The sequence below is a fragment of the Actinomadura sp. KC216 genome (assembly GCF_004348535.1).
Classification (GTDB): Bacteria; Actinomycetota; Actinomycetes; order Streptosporangiales; family Streptosporangiaceae; genus Spirillospora.
Window position 1 is genome coordinate 17043 of record NZ_SMJX01000028.1, and the last position, 21759, is coordinate 38801.

Annotated in this window: 19 protein-coding genes; 8 read left to right on the forward strand and 11 right to left on the reverse strand. The window is 72.0% G+C overall.

Annotated elements, in window-relative coordinates; genetic code table 11:
* Positions 1-7 precede the first annotated feature (7 nt).
* A complete protein-coding gene (locus E1264_RS07595; RefSeq protein WP_132171001.1) occupies positions 8-1267 on the reverse strand; it encodes a helix-turn-helix domain-containing protein in 1260 nt (419 codons plus the stop codon).
* Positions 1268-1510: 243 nt separating this feature from the next.
* Here E1264_RS07595 and E1264_RS07600 point away from each other — a divergent pair, with 243 nt between their 5' ends.
* The 8 genes from E1264_RS07600 to E1264_RS07635 all read left to right on the forward strand — a co-directional run bounded on the left by E1264_RS07600 (position 1511) and on the right by E1264_RS07635 (position 10033).
* On the forward strand, positions 1511-2410 hold the full coding sequence (locus tag E1264_RS07600; RefSeq protein ID WP_132171003.1) for an ABC transporter permease: 900 nt from the start codon (positions 1511-1513) through the stop codon (positions 2408-2410).
* On the forward strand, positions 2407-3300 hold the full coding sequence (locus E1264_RS07605; protein ID WP_165964054.1) for an ABC transporter permease: 894 nt from the start codon (positions 2407-2409) through the stop codon (positions 3298-3300). The genes E1264_RS07600 and E1264_RS07605 overlap by 4 nt, the downstream gene beginning before the upstream one ends.
* Positions 3297-4454, forward strand: coding sequence for an ABC transporter ATP-binding protein (locus E1264_RS07610; RefSeq protein WP_207935776.1), 1158 nt, complete (start codon positions 3297-3299; stop codon positions 4452-4454). The genes E1264_RS07605 and E1264_RS07610 overlap by 4 nt, the downstream gene beginning before the upstream one ends.
* A gap of 76 nt (positions 4455-4530) precedes the next feature.
* A complete protein-coding gene (locus tag E1264_RS07615; protein WP_132171007.1) occupies positions 4531-5319 on the forward strand; it encodes an enoyl-CoA hydratase-related protein in 789 nt (262 codons plus the stop codon).
* On the forward strand, positions 5316-7448 hold the full coding sequence (locus tag E1264_RS07620) for an acetate--CoA ligase family protein (RefSeq protein WP_132171009.1): 2133 nt from the start codon (positions 5316-5318) through the stop codon (positions 7446-7448). Before E1264_RS07615 ends, E1264_RS07620 begins: the two co-directional genes overlap by 4 nt.
* Entirely contained in the window at positions 7448-8608 is a 1161-nt protein-coding gene (locus E1264_RS07625; RefSeq protein ID WP_132171011.1) for an acyl-CoA dehydrogenase family protein, read from the forward strand. Before E1264_RS07620 ends, E1264_RS07625 begins: the two co-directional genes overlap by 1 nt.
* Positions 8609-8655: 47 nt before the next feature.
* Complete coding sequence (locus tag E1264_RS07630; protein ID WP_132171013.1) at positions 8656-9756, forward strand: ABC transporter substrate-binding protein; 1101 nt, start codon at positions 8656-8658, stop codon at positions 9754-9756.
* Positions 9757-9784: 28 nt separating this feature from the next.
* Positions 9785-10033, forward strand: coding sequence for a hypothetical protein (locus E1264_RS07635; protein WP_132171015.1), 249 nt, complete (start codon positions 9785-9787; stop codon positions 10031-10033).
* Between the two features lie 71 nt (positions 10034-10104).
* On the opposite strand, the gene E1264_RS07640 is transcribed toward E1264_RS07635, so the two are convergent.
* From E1264_RS07640 to E1264_RS07680, 10 genes are all read right to left on the reverse strand, one after another.
* Positions 10105-10980: an MBL fold metallo-hydrolase gene (locus E1264_RS07640; protein ID WP_165964055.1), complete on the reverse strand. Its 876-nt coding sequence runs from the start codon at positions 10978-10980 to the stop codon at positions 10105-10107.
* Between the two features lie 23 nt (positions 10981-11003).
* Entirely contained in the window at positions 11004-11693 is a 690-nt protein-coding gene (locus E1264_RS43195) for a hypothetical protein (protein WP_165964056.1), read from the reverse strand.
* Positions 11694-11759: 66 nt separating this feature from the next.
* On the reverse strand, positions 11760-12911 hold the full coding sequence (locus E1264_RS07645) for a CoA transferase (RefSeq protein ID WP_132171019.1): 1152 nt from the start codon (positions 12909-12911) through the stop codon (positions 11760-11762).
* Entirely contained in the window at positions 12893-14605 is a 1713-nt protein-coding gene (gene hutU, locus E1264_RS07650; RefSeq protein ID WP_132171021.1) for a urocanate hydratase, read from the reverse strand. Before hutU ends, E1264_RS07645 begins: the two co-directional genes overlap by 19 nt.
* Positions 14606-14635: 30 nt before the next feature.
* Positions 14636-15505, reverse strand: a complete 870-nt coding sequence (locus E1264_RS07655) for an enoyl-CoA hydratase/isomerase family protein (protein ID WP_132171023.1) — start codon at positions 15503-15505, stop codon at positions 14636-14638.
* Positions 15506-15517: 12 nt separating this feature from the next.
* Entirely contained in the window at positions 15518-17680 is a 2163-nt protein-coding gene (locus E1264_RS07660) for an acetate--CoA ligase family protein (RefSeq protein ID WP_132171025.1), read from the reverse strand.
* Positions 17670-18833: an ABC transporter ATP-binding protein gene (locus E1264_RS07665; protein ID WP_132171027.1), complete on the reverse strand. Its 1164-nt coding sequence runs from the start codon at positions 18831-18833 to the stop codon at positions 17670-17672. The genes E1264_RS07660 and E1264_RS07665 overlap by 11 nt, the downstream gene beginning before the upstream one ends.
* On the reverse strand, positions 18830-19687 hold the full coding sequence (locus tag E1264_RS07670) for an ABC transporter permease (RefSeq protein ID WP_132171029.1): 858 nt from the start codon (positions 19685-19687) through the stop codon (positions 18830-18832). The genes E1264_RS07665 and E1264_RS07670 overlap by 4 nt, the downstream gene beginning before the upstream one ends.
* On the reverse strand, positions 19684-20562 hold the full coding sequence (locus tag E1264_RS07675) for an ABC transporter permease (RefSeq protein ID WP_132171031.1): 879 nt from the start codon (positions 20560-20562) through the stop codon (positions 19684-19686). The genes E1264_RS07670 and E1264_RS07675 overlap by 4 nt, the downstream gene beginning before the upstream one ends.
* A gap of 84 nt (positions 20563-20646) precedes the next feature.
* On the reverse strand, positions 20647-21759 hold the full coding sequence (locus E1264_RS07680) for an extracellular solute-binding protein (RefSeq protein WP_132171033.1): 1113 nt from the start codon (positions 21757-21759) through the stop codon (positions 20647-20649).

Sequence of the window (21759 nt, forward strand, 5' to 3'; positions counted from 1 at the left end):
CCGGGGGTCAGGCGAACAAGCGGGCGCGCAGATCCGTCCTGGCCTCTTCGCGGTCGCGGCGCATCTGGATCGCGTCGTAGGCCATCAGCGCGACATTGAGATCGCCGATGTCGGTGATGCGGCGCATATCCCGTCCGGTCAGTGTCGCGATCTGCCGCAATCTGTAGGCGACCGTGTTCGGATGGACGAGGAGTTCCTCCGCCGTCCGTTGCAGCGCCATATCGCAGGCGATGTAGACGCGGAGCGTGTCCAGCAGGTGCGGCTTCTCGACGAGCGGCCCGATACGGGTCTCGATCAGCCGGTTCGACACCCACCGGTTGTGCGCGAGCAGCACTTCGAGGATCACGTCCGTGCACTGGGTGACCTGGCCGCGCTGGTCGCGGTAGATGCTGATCTCCAGCGCGGACAGCGCCTGCCGGCAGCTGTGCCCGGCGGCCGACAGCGACGTGCCCGGCTCGCCGGCCGCCACGAACAGCGACCGGCCCGGCTCACCGTCCAGCATCTCGGTCAGCAGCGGGACCAGCCCGGGACCCGCCCGGTCGGGCGGCACCAGCGCGAGCAGCACGCCGCGACGCTCCCGCAGGAGGATCTCGCGGCGCGGGTCGTGCCGCCACAGCGCCTCCAGGATCCGGCGGCGGACGCGCGCCCACTGCTGCGCCGTAGGGGCCGGGTCATGGTAGGCCGCGACCGCGCGGAACGGCTGGTGCGGGTTGATGTTCAGCATCCTGGCCTGGTCGTTCACCGTGCTCGCGTCGACGGCGGGTCCGGCGATCAGGCAGCTCAGCAGGTCCGTGCTGACCCGGGTCTGCCAGCCCGCCAGCTCGTTGTAGGTGCTGGTGAACGACTCCAGCTCGCGGGTGCAGAGCACGTCGAACAGCTCCGCGAGGCGCCCGAGCACGGCGCGGACGTCGTCCATCGCGATCTCCGCGTGGGCGAGGACGTGGTCGGTCACGACCCGTTCCAGGAGCCGCAGCCACTCGACCGCCTCCACCACGGACCTGCCCTGCAGCGCGACGCGCGCGCCGCGCCCGGAGGGCAGCCCGCCGACCGGCCCGTCGCCGGCGAGGCCCGACGAGCACGCGCCGATGACGCTCACCGCCATCTCGAACGCCTCGACGGGCGCCTGGCGGTCGACGGTTCCGGACTCGGCCGCCGAGACGTACCGCCGGACGAACTCGTTCGCGAGCGCCGTGGACGCGGATTCGAGTCTGCGGGCCACGGTCGCCAGCGGCTCGGTGACGCCGGTGGATGTGTCGGACGGTGCCATGTCACCCCCAGCCCGGCGGCCAGGAGCGACCTGCGTGACGCGCCTGGCCCAGGTCGTGGAGGTGTACCACGCGATTTCGTCCCACGTCAACGGCATGGCGCCCGAGGCGGGCGGGCCCGGGCGGCGGCGAACTGTGCCGCTCACACAGGCGCCCTCAGCGACTTTTGTGACCCGGCCCTCATGACATATGGCGAGCCGTAACCGTTGACTGGTCGGCATGCGGCAACGGAGGGATGGTGAATCGTGACGGCGAGTACCTCCGCGACAAGGCTGCCGCCGGCCGGTGACGTCCCCGGCGCGCCCCCGCCCGGGCGGCGGCGCCCGAGGCGTCCGGACTTCGTCGCGATGGCGCTCGGCCTGCCGGTCGCCTTCATGGCGATCGTGTACGCCTATCCGGTCGGCGCGATGCTGCTGAAGAGCTTCACCGAGCCGGAGCCCGGCTTCGGGAACTTCAAAAGGGCGTTCACCGACGACGCCATCTGGGACGTCCTCGTGATAACCGTCCGGCTGTCCGCCGAGGTGGCCGTCCTGACCGTTCTGCTCGGCTTTCCGGTGGCGTATTTCCTGGCCCGGACATCGAAACGCAAGGCGCGTTTCCTCGTGCTTCTCGTCATCATTCCGTTCTGGACGAGCATCCTCGTCCGGTCGTTCTCCTGGATCGTCCTGCTCGGCGACAACGGGCTGGTGACCACGGTTCTGAAACCGCTGACCGGCGACTCGCAGGGAATGCTGTACAGCGAAAGCGCAGTGATCATCGCGATGACGCACATTCTGCTGCCGTTCCCGATTCTCATCATCAAGGGCACGCTCGACCAGATCGACACCTCGCTGCCGCCCGCCGCGCGCTCGCTCGGCGCCGGGCCGCTGCGCGCGTTCGCGCACGTGTACCTGCCGCTGGCGCTGCCGGCCATCGTCAGCAGCGGGATGCTCGTGTTCGTCATCGCGCTCGGCTTCTACGTCACGCCCGCGCTGGTCGGGGGCCCGAAGCAGAGCACGATCGCCGTGGTCATCGCGCAGGCCGTCCAGGTCAACTTCGACTGGGGGATGGCGGCGACGCTCGCGACGATGCTGCTGGTGGTCGCCACCGCGCTGACGATGATCGTGCGGCGGCTCACCAAGGTGAAGGGCCTGGTGGCGCTGTGAGCACCGCCGACGCGGCCGCGACGCGGGACGCGGGGGCCAGGCCCGCGCCGCCGCCCGGTGCGCGCCGCCGGGGCCGCCGGTCGCCCGCCACACCGGTGGAACGGGTGCTGCGCTGGGTCCTGCGGGGCGTGGTCGCGCTGGTCCTGGGATTCCTCGTGACGCCGATCGTCATCGTCGTCCTGGAGTCGTTCAACAGCGTCGACTACCTGTCGTTCCCGCTGGAGGGCTGGTCGCTGACCCATTACCGGCGGTTCTTCGCCGACTCGGCGTGGGTGGACGCGTCCCTGCTCAGCGCCAGGATCGCGCTGCTCGCCGCGCTGATCGCGACGGTCGTCGGCACGATCGCGGCCTGGGGCCTCGCCCGCAGCGAGGCCCGCGCGAAGGGCTTCGTCTTCGCGCTGCTGTACTCGCCGCTGCTGATCCCGATCATCGTGCTGGCGATGAGCTACTACTTCACGTTCGCCGACCTGAAGGTGATCGGGCACTGGCAGCTGATCTCCGTCGCGTACTCGGTGATGGGCATCCCGTACGTCCTCGTCGCGGTGTCGAACGCGCTGCAGCAGTTCGACCCCGAGCTGGAGAACGCCGCCCGGACGCTCGGCGCCGGCATGACGCGGACCCTGCTGCGGATCACGCTGCCGTCGCTGACCTCGGCGATCTCCGCGGGCGCGCTGTTCGCGTTCGTGATCGCCTTCGACGAGGCGGTGATCATCCTGTTCGTGTCCGGCAGCGGCTCCGTCACGCTCCCGCGCAAGCTGTGGGACAGCGTCCGCTACGACCTCACGCCCACGCTCGCGGTCGCCGGCACGATCCTCATCGCCGTCTGCGTCGGGCTGTTCGTCCTCTCCGAGCTGATCAAGATCCTCCGTGAACGGCGGGAGCGCCGATGACCGAGCAAACGCCGATGACCGACGAGCGGCCCGCCGGAGGGCCCGCCGGGCAGGCCTCCCCCGCGACCGACCGGCAGGTGGTCTTCGACGGCGTCCACAAGTGGTACGGCGACGCGCCCGCCGTCCACGACTTCAACCTCGCGATCGCGAAGGGCGAGTTCGTCACGCTGCTCGGACCGAGCGGCTCGGGCAAGACGACCTGCCTCCGCATCCTCGCGGGCCTCGAATCGGCCACCGCCGGAGAGGTCTACCTGGCCGGACGCGCCGTCACCGACGACGTCCCGGAGAAGCGGAACATCGGCCTGGTGTTCCAGAACTACGCGCTGTTCCCGCACATGACCGTCACGCAGAACATCGCGTTCCCGCTGCGGATGCGCCGCATGAAGAAGGCGGACGCGCAGGGCGAGATCGACCGCGTGCTGACGATGACGCAGCTCACCAAGTTCAGGGACCGCTACCCGCGGCAGCTGTCCGGCGGCCAGCAGCAGCGCGTCGCGCTCGCCCGCGCGTTCGTGTTCGACCCGAGCGTCCTGCTGATGGACGAGCCGCTCGGCGCCCTCGACCGCAACCTGCGCGACCACATGCGGCTGGAGCTGAAGAACCTGCAGAAGCGGATCGGCGCGACCGTCCTGTACGTGACCCACGACCAGGACGAGGCGCTCGCGCTGTCCGACCGGATCGGCGTCATGCATCTCGGCGTCCTGCAGCAGACCGCGCCGCCGGACGAGCTGTACGAGGAGCCGGTCAACTCGTTCGTCGCGAAGTTCCTCGGCCAGTCGATCTGCCTGCCCGCCAGGCGCGTGGACGAGGACGCCCGGCACACCGTCGTCGACGTGGCCGGGATGTCGGGGCGGATCCTGGTCGACAAGGCCAACGACGTCTCGGCGGACCCGGCCGGGGAGTTCATGATCCGTCCGGAGCGGGTCCGGATCGGCGCGGACAAGCCGGACGCCGCCGAACGCAACGCCGTGGCCTGCACCGTCGTCACGCACGTGTACCTCGGCCCCCAGCTGGAGGTGCACCTGCGCACCGCGGGCGGCGCCGAGCTCCAGGTGGTGGTGCCGTCCGAGGCGCGGGCCGACTACACCGAGGGCTCGTCGCACTGGCTGAGCTGGGCCGCGGCCGACTGCCGCTTCCTAGCCCACGTGACCTGACCGCACCCACCGGAAACGCGCGCCTCCCGCCACGACCTCTGTTCGGCATGCCCTCGATTCGCACGGAAGGGACGCGATGGAACTCCCGGCACTGAAGTGCTGCACCTGGCACATGGACGGCGACGTCGGTGTGCTCACGCTGAACCGGCCGGACCGGCTCAACGCGATCGCCAACACCGACATCGACGAGCTGGACCGCGTCATCATGCGGGCCGGCAAGGAGCCGTCCGTCCGGGCCATCGTGATCACCGGTGCGGGGCGCGGCTTCTGCTCCGGCGCGGACGTCAAGGAGTGGGCCGCGCACGCCGACGCGGACGAGGAGTCGTGGCCCGCGAAGATGCACCGCACGATCGCGCGGCTCTACTGGCTGCCGATCCCGGTGATCGCGGCGGTGAACGGCGTCGCGGCCGGGTCCGGGTTCGACATCGCGCTCACCGCCGACATGCGGTTCGGCTCGACGGCCGCCCGGTTCGGCCAGGTGTACGCGCAGCGCGGCATCTGCCCGGACGCGGGCGGCTCCTACCTGCTGCCGCGCATCGTCGGCGAGGCCCGCGCGGCCGAGCTGATCTACACCGGCCGGATCATCGACGCGGACGAGGCGCTGCGCATCGGTGTGCTGTCCGAGGTCACCGAGCCGGAGCGGCTGATGGAACGCGCGCTGGAGCAGGCGCGGATCTTCGCCGCCGGGCCGACCATCGCGATCGGCGAGGCGAAGCGGAACATCCGGTCCGGCCACACGCTGAGCATCGAGGAGGCGCTGCGCAACGAGCAGCGCGGCGCCCGCATCTGCGTCCCCACCGAGGACAAGGCCGAGGGCCTGGCCGCCGCGATCGAGAAGCGCCGTCCGGTCTTCGTGGGGCGATGATGACCACCCGGCAGCTCGCGACGGAGGGCCACCGCCTCGACCGGCTGTTCCGTCCGTCCAGCGTCGCGGTCGTCGGCGCGTCCCCGAAGGGCGGCTACGGGCTGCGGACGCTGCGCAACATGCGCGGCGTCGGGTTCGCGGGACGCCTGTACGCCGTCCATCCGACCCACACGGAGGTCGGCGGGGTGCGGGCCTACCCGTCGCTGAGCGACCTGCCCGAGGTGCCGGACGCGGTCGCCGCCGCGATCCCGGCGCCCGGCGTCCCGGCGCTGGCGGCGGAGGCGGCCGGGCTCGGCGCGGGGAGCATGGTCGTGTTCGGCGCCGGGTTCGCCGAGCGGGACGCCGGCGGACGCCGCCGCCAGGCCGACCTCGTCGCCGCCGCGGGCGACCGGCTGCCGCTGATCGGGCCGAACTGCCTGGGCGTCGCCAGCTACCGGGGCCGTGCCGCGCTCTGGGGCATCGAGATGCCGTACGTCCACGCGGAGGCGGACGGCGTCGTCGCGCTGGCCGCGCAGAGCGGGAACATGGCGCTGACGACGATGCTGTCGGGCCGGCTGCCCCCGGTCGCCTACGGCGTCTCGGCCGGCAACCAGGCGGTCCTCGACCTGGCCGACTGCCTGGAGTACTTCCTCACCGACCCGGATGTGGAGGTCGTCTGCCTGGTCATGGAGGGCCTGGCCGACGTCCCGAGGTTCCGCGCGCTGGCGGAACGGGCGGCGGCGCTCGACGTGTCGGTCATCGTCCTGAAGGTGGGCCGGTCGGCGGTCGGCGGGGCCGCGACGGTCGCGCACACCGGCACGCTGGCCGGACGGGACGCCTCCTACGACGCGCTGTTCCGGCAGACCGGCGTGCACCGCGTCCACGACCTGGACGAGATGATCGCGCTCGCCACGCTGCTGGCCGCTCCCCGCAGGCCGCGCGGCGGCAAGGTCGGCGTCTTCGCCAGCTCCGGCGGCGAGTGCGGCCTGATCGCCGACCTCGCGGACGACGCCGGGGTCCGGCTGGCCGAGCTGGACGCGGCCGCCGAGACCGCGATCGCCGCGGCGCTGCCGCCGTACATGGGGGTGCGCAACCCGCTCGATCTCGGCGCGAACGCCTGGGGCGACCAGGACGTGTACCGTGCCGCCGCCCGCGCGATGGGGAAGTGCCCGGACGTCGACGTCGTCGCGTTCGTCGGCGACGCGCCCGCCCACGCCGACCCGCTGGACGAGATCGGCTGGACGGAGATGATCGTCGGCGCGGGCGAGGCCGCCGCCGAGCTGGACGTCCCGGTCGTCCTGATGACGACCACCACCGACCTCACCCCCGGCCTGACCGACCTGGCCGGGCGGAACGGGATCGTCCTCCTCGCCGGGACGCGCCCCGCCCTGCGCGCCATCGCGCTCGCCAGCGAGCCGCGTCCGCCGGCGAGCGCGATGGTCACCACCCGGCCCACCGCCCCGGAGGCGCGGCGCCGCGCCACGGCGCTGCTCAAGGGCCGGAGCGGAACATTGCCCGAGGCCGAAGCGAAACGGCTGCTGGCGGTCTACGGCGTGGCGTCGCCGCCCGGCGAGGTGGCGGCCGGCGCCGACGCCGCCGCCGAGATCGCCGGGCGGATCGGCTATCCGGTGGTGTGCAAGGTCCACGCCGCCGGGCTCGCGCACAAGTCCGACATCGGCGGCGTCGAGGTCGGCCTGGCCGACGAGAAGGCGCTGCGCGACGCCGTCCACCGCATCGGGGAGCGCACCGGCACGGCGAACGAGGTGCTGGTCGAGCGCATGGCGGGGCCGGGCGTCGAGCTGATCGTCGGCGGGCGCAACGACGCCGCCGGTTCGCTGGTGGTCATCGGCGCGGGCGGCGTCCTCACCGAGTTGCTGGACGACGCGGCCCCCCTGCTCTGGCCGTTCGGCCCGGACGACGTTCGCGCCGTCCTCCGCCACCTGAGGATCGGTGCCCTGCTCGGCGGCGTCCGCGGCGCCGCGCCCGCCGACCTCGACGCGCTCGCCGACACGGCCGTCCGGGTCGGAAGGCTGCTGGCCGACTTCCCGGAGATCGCCGAGATCGACGTCAACCCGTTGCTCTGCCGCCCCGACGGCTGCCTGGCGCTCGACGCGCTGATCGTCACCGGCGAGCCCGCGAAAGGAAACTGATGGACTTCGCGATCCCCGACCATCTCGTGGAGTTCCGCGAGACGGTCCGCCGGTTCACCGAGACCGAGCTGATCCCGCACGAGGACCACGTCGAGGAGCACGACGGCCTTCCCGAGGACGTCGAGCGCCGCATCCGCGAGCGGGCCGTCGCCATCGGGCTGAACTCGATGGGCATGCCCGAAGAGGTCGGCGGCGGTGGCATGGACGTCCTCAGCCAGGTCCTCGTCACCGAGGTGCTGTTCCGCGCGGCCGGCGGCGTCGCCGAGACCGTGCCGACCACGCCGAGCGTCCTGCTGGCCTGCGACGACGACCAGCGCGAGCGGTTCCTGATCCCGTGCGTCCGCGGCGACGTCCAATGGTGCTTCGCGCTGACCGAACCCGACACCGGATCGGACGCGGCGGGAATCCGCACCCGCGCCGAACTCCGCGACGGCTCCTGGGTCATCAACGGCCGCAAACGCTTCATCAGCCACGGCGACACGGCCGACTTCGCCATCGTCTTCGCCCTCACCCACCCCGACCGCGACGAGGACCGCATCACCGCCTTCCTGGTCGAGAAGGGCACGCCCGGTTTCAGCGTCGGCCAGCTCCACAAGACGATGGGACATCGCGGCTACCGGCAGGCGGAGCTGGTGTTCGACGACTGCGCCGTCCCCGAGGCGAATGTGCTCGGCGAGCCCGGCCGCGGTTTCAGCCTCGGCCACGGCGCGCTCAGCGGCGGCCGCATCATGACGGCCGCGCGCTGCCTCGGCCCGATGGCCCGGCTCATCGACGACGGGATCGACTGGGCGAAGCAGCGCGTGCAGTTCGGCCGTCCGATCGCCGACTACCAGGCCATCCAGTTCATGCTCGCCGACTGCGCCACCGACCTGCACGCGTCCCGCCTGATGACGTACGAGGCGGCGTGGTCGGCCGACCGCGGCGAGGCGCCCAAGATCGTCCACGCCAAGGCGGCCGCGGCGAAGCTGTTCGCCACCGAGGCCCTCGGCCGGGTCGCCGACCGCGTCCTGCAGATCTTCGGCGGCACCGGCTACATGAACGAGACGTACGTCGAACGCGCCTACCGCAACGCCCGCATCGAGCGGATCTGGGAAGGCACGTCCGAGATCCAGCGCATCATCATCGCCCGCAACCTGCTCAAACGAGGAATGCTCCGCTGAGGACGCCACCCTGATCCCCGCCGCCCATCCGAAGAAGGACGATTCCCATGAAGATCCCCGGAAGATCACAGAGTTCCCCGCTCGCCCGCCGCGACATCCTGCGCGGCGGTGTCCTGCTGGCGGGCGGCATCGCCGCCGCCCCGCTGCTCAGCGCCTGCGGCGGCTCCGGCGGGGGCGGCGGCGGCAAGAAGGTCGTCGTCGCCGACTGGGGCGGCGCGCTCGTCGAGGCGGAGAAGAAGTACATCTTCGAGCCGTTCAGCAAGGAGACCGGGATCGAGGTCGTGGTGGCCGGCCCGCCGACCCCCGCCAAGATCAAGGCGATGGTCGAGACCGGCAACATCGAATGGGACCTGATCGCCGGCGGCCCCAGCACGGTCCTGCCGATCGGCCGCAAGTACTTCGAGCCGCTGCCGGACAGGCTGCTCAGCATTCCCGGCATCGACCCGTCCTACGTCGACAAGAACTGGCTGACCTACTACCTGTTCTCGATCGTCATGGCCTGGAACACCTCGGTCGTCGGCGCCGGGAAGAAGATGGAGGGCTGGGCCGACTTCTGGGACACCGGCAAGTTCCCCGGCCGCCGCTCGCTTCGCGGCGCCGACAACGGCGTCCCGCCGGACATGGAGTTCGCGGTCATCGGCGACGGCGTCGACATGAAATCGGTGTACCCGATCGACGTCGACCGCGCGTTCCGCAGCTTCGGCAAGCTCAAGCCGAACGTGCCGCAGTGGTGGACGACCGGCGCCCAGCCGGGCCAGATGCTCGTCAGCAAGCAGGTCGGCGCGTCCAGCATCTTCTCCGGCCGCATCGGCGAGCTGAAGAAGAAGGGCGCGCCGCTCGACTTCACCTGGAACGGCGGCATGTTCCAGCTCGCCGCCTGGTCGGTCGTCAAGGACGCGCCGAACAAGGGGAACGCCTTCAAGCTGATGGAGTTCTCCGTCCGCCCCGACATCCAGGCGAGCGTGTGGAGCAAGTACCCGAACGGCCCGTCGAACGCCAAGGCCCTCGACCTCATGGACAAGGAGTTCGCGAAGACGCTGCCGTCCCACCCCCAGAACGTGGAGGTGCAGTTCCTTCAGGACGCCGAATGGTGGGGGAAGAACCGCGACGCCGTCCTGAAGCGCTTCCAGGAATTCGCGAAGTCCTGACAACTCCCGACGCACCCGAGGAGAGCAGATGGAGTCACTGGCAGGCCGCGCCTACCTGGTCACCGGAGGCGGCACCGGCATCGGCGCGGCCACCGCGCTCCACCTCGCCCGCCTCGGTGCGTCGGTGACCGTGATCGGACGCGGCGACCTGGCCGGCCTGCTGCTGAGCGACCGCGCCGCCTACGTCACCGGCACGGTCCTCACCGCGGACGGCGGCCAGTCCCTCGGCGCCCAGATCTACGGCCCGCCCGTCAACGCGACGGCAGTCACGCGATAGGTGGACGGTCCCGGGGGAAGCGGGGAAGGTCTCGTACTACTCGGCCAGGGCGATCCGGGGATCGGACGGGTTCATGTCGCGTCCTCCATCTCGTGGCGAACCGTGCTCCGCACCCGGCCGGCCGGGTCGCGGTCCATGTCGATGACGGTGGGGATGGGGAAGTGGGGGGCGAGGATCACCGCGTTGCGGTCGGCCGCGAGGGCGGTGATCCGCCGGCGGCTGCGCACCGACTCCGCGGGTTCGTAGTCGACCGATGGCAGCCAGCACGGATGCTGGACGTGCACGGGATGGTGCAGGAGGTCGCCCGCCAGGATCGCGGCGTCATCGCCGTCCGCGACGAGGACCGACACGTGCCCCGGTGTGTGGCCGTGCGTGGGGAGGACGGTCACCTGCTCCGACAGCCCGAGTTCGCCGTCGTAGGTGTGGAGCCGCCCGGCGCTCTGGACGGCGCGGAGCCGCGGGCGGACGTTGCCGGCCATGTTCCGGTTGGCCTCGATGACGTCGACCTCGTCGCCCGTCCAGTAGGCGAACTCGCGCTCGTTGATGTGCACGGTCGCGTTCGGGAAGGTGAGTGAGCCCTCGTCGTCCTTGATCAGCCAGCCGCAGTGGTCGTCGTGGAGGTGCGTCAGGACGACATGGTCGACGTCGCCGGGCTCGATGCCGAGCCCGGCCAGCGCCGAGGGCATCGTGCCCGCGCCCTCCAGCCCGGGAATCTCGTGCGCGCGGTGGCCGTAGCCCACGTCGACCACGGTGACCTGCCCGTCGCCCGTGACGACGAACCCGCCGTACGTCACGGTCACCGGCGCGGCGGGGTCGGTGACGCCCATGGCGGGCATCAGTTCCGCCGGTTCGGCGCCGGTGAACCAGTACCTTCGCGGCCCGCGGGCCACGCCGTCGCTCACGTGCGACACGCGCGTCCGGCCGACCCTGATCGTCGCCAAGGACATCCGTCTCCCTCCGCCTGACCCGCTCAGGCCGCTCGCCTGTAGATGACCCGCCACCTGACCTGGCGCTCCTCCCAGGCGCGCGGCCCGGGCTGGAGCGGTGGGACGCCGGGCGGTCTCGGACGCGGGTCCTCCGCCTCGTAGACCGCGTTGTACCGGGGACACCCTGGTGCGGGATGCCTGAACTCGTGCCAGAGCAGGAAGCGGGTACCCCGGTCGTACCCGAGCTTCGAGACGATCTCCGGAAGGTGCGTGCGCGTGTAGAAGTCGTCGAACTCCGCGATCTCGGCGTCCGTCGCGTCCCCGGCCGGGTCCATCCCGACCATCGCGATCTTGCCAGGGGACAGATCCGGCGTTCCGACGCACCCGGCCCCCTCCCAGATCATCCGCCATACGACCGCGGCACGGGAGAACGCGGGCGGGCCTGGCGTGTACACCGGCCGCCGCTCACCCTGCCGGTCGAGGAAGCGGCGCGCGGCTTCCTCGTTCCCGATCCCGTAGACGGCCAGCCAGGAGGGGACCGTCTCGTCGTCCAGAGGGCTGGTCAGCTCGTACCGGGCGCCGCTGACGAACCCTTCGTTGAGACGGACGACCTCCGCGAGATGGACCGTGTCGTAGTGGTCGGCGAGTGCACGCAGCTCCGTCTCGGGCTCGTCCGGCCGCGGCCTGAGCCCGACCGCCAGGAAGAACGGACAGCTCAGCGGTTGCCTCCCCATGGACGTCCACCCCTCCCACCCACCGACAGTTCACTACAAACCATACATTCTGGACGGTATCAAACGTCAGGGGGCGGACGGGCCCGGCCCCGGGGCGATGCCGAGGATCTCCTTGTTGTGCTGGCCGATCGAGGGCGGCCCCGCGGCGAACGCCGTGTCGACCACCGGCAGCGGCGAGCCAGGGACGATCACCTCGCCGACCCCGCTTTCCAGCGGGATCGACCGCACCATCCCGCGGTGCCGGACGTGCGGGTCGGCCGCCAGCGCGTCCACGCTGAAGATCGGGCTGCAGGGCACGCCGACGTCGCCCATCCGCGCGACGACCTCGGCCACCGGACGCGCGCGGGTCCACGCCTCGATGGTGCGGTCCAGCTCGTCGCGGTGGTCCAGCCGGGTGTCGGCGGCCGGCGCGGCGAAGTACGGCAGCAGCTCCGGCGCGTCCAGCACGCCGGCGAGCGCCGTCCACATCCGCAGGGTCATCGGCGCGAGGTACACGTAGCCGTCCGCCGCGGTGTAGGTGCCGGCGTAGGAGCGCCGCACCTTGCTGCCGACCCGCATGGGGCTCGCGCCGAGCTGGACCGCCTCCGCCAGGCACGGGCCCAGCAGCGACATCATGCTGTCGAGCATGCTCAGGTCGGTGAACGAGCCCTCGCCGGTGGCCTCCCGCCGGCTGAGGCCGAACATCACCGCGAGCGCGGCGTAGAGGCCGGTGACGTGGTCGGGCACGAACAGGCCCGCCTGCATCGGCATCCCGTCGGGCTCGCCGGTCAGGTGCACCAGGCCCGACATCGCCTGGATGATGCCGTCGAAGGCGGGCCGCTTCGCGTACGGGCTGTCGTTGCCGAACCCGCTGGCGTGGACGTAGACCAGCCGCGGGTTGACGTCCCGGGCCCGCACGTGGCCGAACCCGAGGCGCTCCGGGATGCCGACGGCGTAGTTGGTGACCACCACGTCGGCCGAGCGCAGCAGCGTGACCAGCGCCTCCTGGCCCGCGCCGGACTTCAGGTCGAGCATGACGCTGCGCTTGTTACGGTTCAGCGCGTGGAAGTAGACGTCGTTGTACGACAGGGTCTCGGTGCCGCGGCTGGCGTCGCCGTCCGGCGGCTCCACCTTGATCACGTCGGCGCCCTGGTCGGCCAGGATCTGGCTGCAGAACGGCCCGGCGATGTAGTGGCCGAACTCCAGTACGCGGATGTCGCTCAGGGGCGCGGCGTCCATGGGGTTCCCTCCCTTGCGGCCTCGCCGTTCCGGGGCGCCGCGGCGTCCAGGCTCGGCATCCAGATGCCCTGCTCGGCGGCGAACTCGACCGCGCGCTCGTAGCCGGCGTCGGCATGGCGCACCACGCCGCTGCCGGGGTCGTTGGTCATCACCCGCTCGACGCGCAGCGCGGCGAGCGGCGTGCCGTCGGCGACCACCACCATCCCGGTGTGGACCGACCGTCCGATGCCCGTGCCGCCGCCGTGCTGCACGCCGACCCACGTCGCGCCGCTGGACGCGTTGAGCAGCGCGTTCAGCACCGGCCAGTCGGCGATGGCGTCGCTGCCGTCGATCATCGCCTCGGTCTCCCGGTAGGGGGACGCGACCGATCCGGAGTCGAGGTGCTCGCGCCCGATCGCGACGGGCGCGCTGACCTTCCCGTCGCGGACGAGGTCGTTGATGACCCGTCCCGCGCGGGCGCGCTCCCCGTAGCCGAGCATGCAGGTGCGGGCCGGGAGCCCCTGCACGCGGACGTGCTTCGCCGCCAGCCGCAGCCACCGGGTGACGGACGGGTTGTCGGCGAACTCGTCGAGCATCGCCGCGTCGATCACGGCGATGTCGGCCGGGTCGCCGGACAGCGCGATCCAGCGGCAGTGCCCCTTCGCCTCGCAGAACAGCGGGCGGATGTAGGCGACGATGAAGCCGGGGTAGTCGAGCGCCCGTTTGAAGCCGCCGAGGTCGGCCTCCACGCGGAGCCCGTTGCCGTACTCGAACACCTCGGCGCCGCGGTCGAGCAGCGCGCACAGCGCCTTGACGTGGTCGGCCATGCTCGCGCGGGCGCGCAGCACGTAGGTCCGCGTGTCGTGAGCGCGCAGGTCGTCGGCCTCCTCCCGCGACATGCCGGGGACGGCGTAGAGGAGCGGGTCGTGGGCCGAGGTCTGGTCGGTGGCGATGTCGACGGGGACCTCCCGCGCGACGATCTCTGGCAGGACCTCGGCGGCGTTGGCACGGAGCCCGACCGAGAGGGCGCGCCGCTCGTCCCGGGCCGCCAGCACGAGGTCCAGGGCGTGGTCGAGGTCGTCGGCCTGGGCGTCGAGATAGCCGAGCCGCATCCGCCGGCCGATCTTCGCCTGGTCGACCTCGACGCAGAGGGCCGCGCCGCCGTTCATGGTGATCGCGAGCGGCTGCGCGCCGCCCATGCCGCCGAGGCCCGCGGTGACGGTCAGCGTGCCGGCCAGCGTTCCGCCGAAGCGCTTGGACGCCACCGCCGCGAACGTCTCGAACGTGCTCTGCAGGATGCCCTGCGACCCGATGTACGCCCACGACCCGGCGGTCATCTGCCCGAACATCGTCAGCCCGGCGTCTTCGAGGCGGCGGAACTCCTCCAGCGTCGCCCACTCCGGGACGATCATCGCGTTGGAGATCAGCACCCGCGGCGCCCACTCGTGCGTGCGGAACACGGCCACCGGACGGCCCGACTGCACCAGCATCGTCTCGTCGCCGGCCAGGCGGCGCAGCGTGGCGACGATCGCGTCGAAGTCCCGCCAGGACCGCGCGGCGCGGCCGTTGCCGCCGTAGACGACGAGGTCGTCGGGCCGTTCGGCGACGTCCGGGTCAAGGTTGTTCATGAGCATGCGCAGAGCCGCCTCCTGCGCCCATCCCTTGCAGGTCGGCTCGCGCCCATGGGGCGCCCTGACCGTCCGCGGTCCCGCCATCGCTTCTCCTTCGATCATGTGGGCTGCCACCTACTCGCCCGCCCCGGCGGACCGCGGCCCGAACGGCTCGGGCCGGAACGGGTCGTCGCGGGCCCCGAGGAAGGCCCGCAGGCCGCCCTCGGCCTTCGCCGCGTTGAGCCGCTCGCGCTCCGGCCCGTAGGACGAGTGGGCCATCGCGTTGAGCGCGCCGTTGAGCAGCAGCCCGCTGTCGATGCCGGCCGCGCGCAGGCCCTGCATCGTGATGGCCTTGTTCAGCCGCACCGACGCGGCGGGCACCTGCGCGATGCGCCGGCCCAGCCGCCGGGCGGCGGGCAGCAGCTCGCCGGGTTCGACGACCTCGTTGACCACGCCGATGCGCAGCGCCTCGGCGGCGTCGAAGTGGTCGCCGGTCAGCGCGTAGCGGTTGGCGTTCTTCCACCCGCACAGCGCCGCGAACAGGAAGATGGAGCTGGACGTCATCCGCACCTCGGGCTGGGCGAAGACGGCGGCGCCGGACGCGATGGTGATGTCGCAGGCGAGGGCGTACCAGAACCCGCCGCCCATGCACCAGCCGTTGACCGCCGCGATCACCGGCTTGGGCAGGCTCCAGATCTCCCTGAGGTGGTCGAGCTCCGCCTGGTTGCGCTCGTACCAGCCGCCGATGACGTCCGCCGGGTAGCGCGACGCCGGGTCCGGCGCGTTCCCGCCGTCGACCGCCGCCATGTCGTAGCCGGAGCAGAACGCCCGTCCGGCCCCGGTGAGGACGATCGCGCGGACGTCCGGGTCGGCTCCCGCGCCGCGGAGAGCGTCGTGCAGTTCCCGCTCCAGGTCGGACGACAGCGCGTTCATGACCTCGGGCCGGTTGAGGGTGATGGTGGCGACGGCGTCGTCCACCTCGTACAGGATGGTTTCGTAGTCCATGGCGGAGCGGTCCTAACGTGTCTCGGGCGGTTGGACGATCCGGAGGTCGAGCACCCGCACGCCCTGCCCGCGCGGGAGCACGGCGACCGGGTTGAGGTCGATCTCCACCGCGGCCTCGCGCAGGTCGGCGGCCAGTCGCGCGACGCGCAGGACGAGGTCGGCGAACGCGCCGGCGTCGGACGGCGGCGCGCCGCGGTACCCGGCGAACAGGCGCGCCAGCGGCGTCCCGGCGATCATCCGGTCCACCTCGTCCGGCGATACCGGCGGCAGCGCCAGCGCCGGGTCGGGCTGGAGCTCGACGAGCGTCCCGCCCGCTCCCAGCCCGAGGACCTGCCCGAACACCGGGTCGAGCCCGCACCCGACGAACGCCTCGACGCCGCCGGTGACCATCTCCTCCACCACGACCAGCGGCGCTGGTTCGCCGAGATGCCTCGCCACGGACGACGCGACGGTCTCGTACGCGTCGCGCACCTGCGACGGCGTGGACAGCCCGACCGCGACGCCGCCGACGTCGCTCTTGTGGACGACCTTCGGCGACGCCGTCTTGAGCACGACCGGGAAGCCGATCGACTCGGCCGCCGCGACCGCCTCGGCGGCGGAGCCGGCGGCGGCCCGCCGCGGCAACGGCAGCCCGTACTCCCCGGCCAGCTCCTCCAGCACCTCGCCGGACACCTGCCTGGACGGCGACGCGTCCAAGGCCCGCCGCACGGCCTGCAAGGAGGCCGTCCGGGGCTCGACCGGTTCGACCTCGTCGGCGACGCGGGCCCGGTACGTGGCCGCGGCGGTCACGGCGTTGATCGCGGCCATGCCGGCGCGGGTGCCGTGGACGACGGGGATGTCCGAGCCGGCGAGCGCGTCGGCGGTGAACGGGTGCAGCCCGCCGCCGTAGTTCGACAGCACCATGACCGGCGTGCCGGAGCGCTGCCGGACGCCCGGCAGCGCGGCCAGCAGGCGGGTGTAGGACGTGGCCAGCCGATCGCCCAGCGACGGCGGCGCGTCCAGGACGACGGTGAGGAGATCGACGCCCGGATCGTCCGCGACCGCCGCCGCGAGCCGTCCGAACCTGTCGGGTTCGCCGACGAGCTGGCCGGTGCCGTCGAGGGGGTTGGCGATCGTGGCGAAGCCCGGCAGGATCCGCGCGAGTTCTTCGCGGGTCCCCGGCGACAGCTCCGCGAGCCGCACGCCACCGTCGACGGCGATATCCGCGACCAGCCCGATCTCGCCCCCGGACAGCCCGACGAACGCGACGCGGTCGCCCGCCGGGGCGGTGCGCAACGTCGACAGGCCGACCAGCGCTTCGGTCAGCTCGTCGAAGTCGTCCACCGCGAGGATCCCGGCGCGGCGGCAGAACGCCTCATAGGTGCGCGCGTCCCCGGCGATCGCGCCGGTATGGGACGCGACGTTCCGTGCTCCCAGCTCGGTCCGCCCGACCTTCAGGGCCACCACGGCGACGCCGTTGTCGTGCCCCTTCCGGACGGCCGCCATGACGCCGCCGGGGTCGCCGATGCCCTCCACCACGAGGCCGACCGCCCGGGTGGACGGATCCTGGACGAGATAGTCCAGGTAGTCGGCCAGCCCGGTCACGGTCTCGTTGCCGCTGGAGACGACGTAGGAGAACCCCAGCCGCCCGGAGCCCGCCAGCAGGATGCATCCCGACCCCGACTGGGACACGACGGCGACCGGCCCGGCGGGCAGGTCCGCGCCGAAGTCGGTGCCGGTCAGCCACAGGGCCCGGCCGGGGTTGAACAGGCCCAGGCAGTTCGGGCCGACCAGGCTCATGCCGTACCGTCCGGCCAGTTCCCGCAGGCGGGCGGCCCGCGCCGAACCGCCGGCGGTCTCCTCGAACCCCGAGGCGTAGACGACCACGCCCCGGCAGCCCTTCTCGCCGGCCTCCTCGACCAGCGCGGGCACGGTGTCGCTCGGCGTGCAGACCAGCGCCACGGACGGGGTGTCCGGCACGTCGGCGAGCGTCCGGTACACCGCGACCCCGTCGACGTCCCGGCCGCCCGGATGGACGCCGTGGACCGCGCCGCCGAAGCCCGCCCGGCGGAGGTTGCCGAGGATCCGGCGGCCGGTCGAGCCCGGACGCGGCGACAGCCCGACGATCACGACGCTCTTCGGGTTCAGCAGGTCGTCCAGCGCGGGCTGGCGGTACGCCCGCCCGCTACCGCTCATGGGGCACCGCCGCGACCTGCGTCGTGTCCAGGTAGGCCGTCAGCGTGCCGCCGTGCCGGATCGACGCGCGGGCGTCGCGGGACAGGGTGGCGCGCAGCGTGACACCCTCGCCGGTGCGCAGCGTGACGCGCACGCCGTTGCCCAGGTACAGGTCGTCGAGGACGTGCAGCTCAAGGCGGGCCGGGGCCGGGCCTGACGGCGTCAGGCTCAGCGCCTCCTCGGGGATGCTGAGGCCGACCCGTTCGGCGGACGGCTCCAGCGGCTGCCCGCACAGGACCTCCATGTCGCACCCGGCGAACCCGACGCGCGCCTTGTCGCCGTCGACCCCGGCCAGGGAGGCCTCGGCGACGTTGTGGCCGCCGAAGAAGCTCGCGACGAAGGCGTTGCGCGGACGGGTGTAGAGCTCCTCGGCGGTGCCGACCGCGTCGATGCGGCCGTCGTGCATGATGACGATCCAGTCCGAGAGCGTCAGCGCCTCCTCGCGGTCGTGCGTGACGTAGACGGTCGTCGCGCCCGCCTCCTTGTGGAGGCGCCGCAGCTCCACCGCCATGCGCATGCGGAGCTCGCGGTCGAGGGCGCCGAGCGGCTCGTCCATCAGCAGGAGCTGCGGTCGGAACGCCAGCGCGCGGGCGACGGCGACGCGCTGCTGCTGCCCGCCCGACAGCTCGCGCGGGAGCCGCCCGCCCAGCTCGCCCAGGCCGACCAGCTCCAGCATCTCGGCGACCCGCCGGTCGCGGTCGGTCTTCGGCCAGCGGCGCATCTTCAGGCCGTAGGCGATGTTGTCCGCGGCCGTCATGTGCGGGAACAGCGCGTAGTTCTGGAACACCATGCCGATCTCGCGCGCCGCCGGCGGGATCCGGGTGACGTCGCGCCCGGCGATGAGCACCTCGCCCTGGTCGGGCGCGAGGAAGCCCGCGACGACGCGCAGGATCGTGGTCTTCCCCGAGCCGCTCGGCCCGAGGACGGTGACGAAGTTGCCGCGGTCGGCGACGAGGTCGATCCCGCGCAGCGCCTCCGTGCCGCCGAAGCGCTTGACGAGCCCGCGCAGTTCGAGCCCGGCCTCCGTCCCGGCGGAGGCGGGTGGCGCGGTGGGGCCGGGACCCGTCTCGGCCTCCTCCTCCGGCCGCGGTTCCTTCCGTGCCCTGACGTTCATACCTTCCTCCGCAGCAGAAACGCGAGCGAGCCGACGACGCCGGTGCCCGCCATGAGCAGGGTCGCGATCGCGGTGATGTTCGGATCGAGTCCCGTCTTGACGTTGTCGAAGATGGCCTTCGGGAGCGTCACCGTCCCCGGGCCGCCGAGGAAGTTGATGAGCACCGCCTCGTCGAAGCTGGTGATGAACGCGAAGATGTAGGACGCGCCGATCGCGGGCAGCAGCTGCCGCAGGGTGATCCCGACCATGGCGCGCGGCCGTGACGCGCCGAGCGTCATCGCGACCAGCTCGGTCTCCGCGGGGAGCCGGGCCATCGCCGAGCCGAGGATCAGCAGGACGAACGGCAGCCCGTGCACCGCGTAGGTCAGCACCAGCGCCACCATGTTGCTGGTCAGCCTGAACTGGACGAACAGGGTGTAGAGCGCGACGGCGTAGGCGACGCCCGGGATCACGAGCGGGCTCAGGCCGACGGCCTGGAGCAGCCCCTTCAGCGGAAGCCGCGACCGGTACAGCGCGAACACCGCCGGGACGCCGATCAGCAGCGAGATCGCCGCCGAAACGGTGGCCAGCTTGAACGACAGCACCATCGCGTCGATCCAGGTGTCCGAGCCGAGGAACGACCGGTACTGCCGCAGCCCCCACTCCTCGGGCGGGAACTGCAGCACCTCGGCGTTCGAGAACGACAGCACGACGACGCACAGGATCGGCACGCCGAGGAACAGCACCGCGATCGCGCGCACCACCAGGTCGGCGGCCTTCGCGCCGCGGGTGAGGGCCCGGCGCCCGGCCGTGTCGCGGACGGCCCGCGGCGCGGTCTCGGGCGGGGCGTGCGAGGTCAGGGTCTCGGTCGTCATCCCAGCGCCCTCCGCAGCCGCTCCCGGCCCACCAGGCGGAGCCCGCCGAGGATGACCAGGCCGGCGACGATCAGCAGCAGCACCGAGGCGACCGCGGCCTGCGCCGGTTCGAACAGGTTGAAGATGTCGTCGGCGATGAGGCTCGCCGTGAACGGCGCCGTGGCGCCGCCGAGCAGGACCGGCGTCAGGTAGTACCCGACGCAGATCACGTAGACGATCACCGTCGAGGCCAGCAGGCCGGGCAGCGCCAGCGGCGCCACCACGTCGCGGAGCGCCCGCACCCGCGAGGCGCCCATGCTCTCGGCGGCCTGGACGAGGTTCAGGTCGATGGTGACGTAGACCGCGTACAGCGGCAGCACCGCGTAGGGCAGCATCTGGTAGGTCATCCCCGCCACGACCGCGAACTGGGTGCGCAGCAGCTGCATCGGCTCGTCGATGACGCCGAGCGACGTCAGGGTCCGGTTGACGACCCCGAAGCGCTCCAGGAGGACGGTGAAGACGTAGATCTTCATCACCGCTCCCATCCACAGCGGCATGAACACGGCGAGCGCTATCACCATCCGGGTCAGCCGGCTCCTGGTCGTGCGCAGCGACCAGGCCAGCACCGCGCCGAGCGCCACGACGATCACCGTGACGATCAGCGAGGTGAGGCAGGTCGTCCACAGCGTCCGGCGCGCGGCCGGGCTCTGGAAGAAGTCGCCGACGTTCCCGAACCCGTTGGGCTCGCCGAACGCCGTCCGCAGCAGTTCGACGAACGGGTAGACGATGAACACGCCGGCGGCGACGAGGAAGGGCGCGATCAGCCCCAGCCCGGTCAGGCCGGAGAACGTGGACTGCCAGCCCCTTCTGCGTGTTCGGCGGGTCATCCGAAGCATGTGCTCATCTCCTGGTCATCTCCCATCCGTGCGCGCGGGGAGCGTGCCGGCGGCCTGGCCGCGAGGCCGCCGGCACGCCCGCTTTCAGCCGACGAGGATCTCGCGCAGCGCTTTTCCGAGTTCCTGCTGCTGCTTGGCCCCCGCCATGCCGTCGACGAGGGTGACGCCGGTCTTGTTGATGGGGAGGTTCTTGATCACCTCAGGCGACAGGTACTTCTGCATGTCGCGCCCGCCGGTGCCGCTGTAGATCTTCTCCGTGAACCTGGCCTGGGCCTCGCGGTGCTCGGCGTACCACTTGATGAACTTGAACGCCGCCTCCTTGTTCTTCGCGCCCTTGGGCACGCACCAGCCCTCGTCGAAGAGCAGGCCGCCTTCCCAGTAGAGCTTCAGCTGGGGGACCTGCTTCATCGCCGAGACCAGGACGGTGTTGGGCGCCTGCATGATCGCGACCTCGCCGTCCACGACGGCCTGCTGCATCTGCGCGGGGCTCGTCGACCAGACCTGCACGTTCGGCTTGATCCGCTTGAGCGCGTTCATGGCGCGGTCCACGTCGACCGGGAAGTACTGCGCCGGCTGGACGCCGTCCCCCGCCAGCGCGAACAGGCTGGTGAAGATGGGGTTGTTGGCCGTGATGCCCCGCGTGCCCGGGAAGTTCTTCACGTCCCAGAACTCGCGCGGGTTGGTGGGGCACTTCTTGACCAGCTTGGTGTTGCAGCCGATCAGGTTCACCGTGCCGCCGTGGTCGAGGTAGTACGGTTCCGACGGCCCCGGCCGGATCGCGCCGTCGGCCACGAGCGGCGTGATCTCCTTGACCAGCGAGTCGGGCAGCTTCTCCAGGTTGCCGTCCAAGACGAGCTTCGAGGTGTCGCCGCCGGGCGCCTCCAGCAGGTCCCACTCGATGTTGTTGCCGGCGCGCTGCGCGGCGACCTTCGCCGCGAAGCCGCCGCCGGGCGTGGCGATGGTGACCTTGATCCCGGTGTCCTTCTGGAACTGGTCGTAAAAGAACTCCTTGTTCGCGGCCGTGAACGACCCGCCCCAGCCGGCGATGACCAGGGTGTCCGCGCCACCGCCCGAGTCGGAGTCCGAACCGCAGGCGGCCGTGACGGTCGCGACGGCCACGGCGACCGCGAGCGCCGCCGCTATCGGGCCCCGCCGGTCCCGCCTGCCGCCGCGGCCGTGCGTTCTCTGGGAAGACAT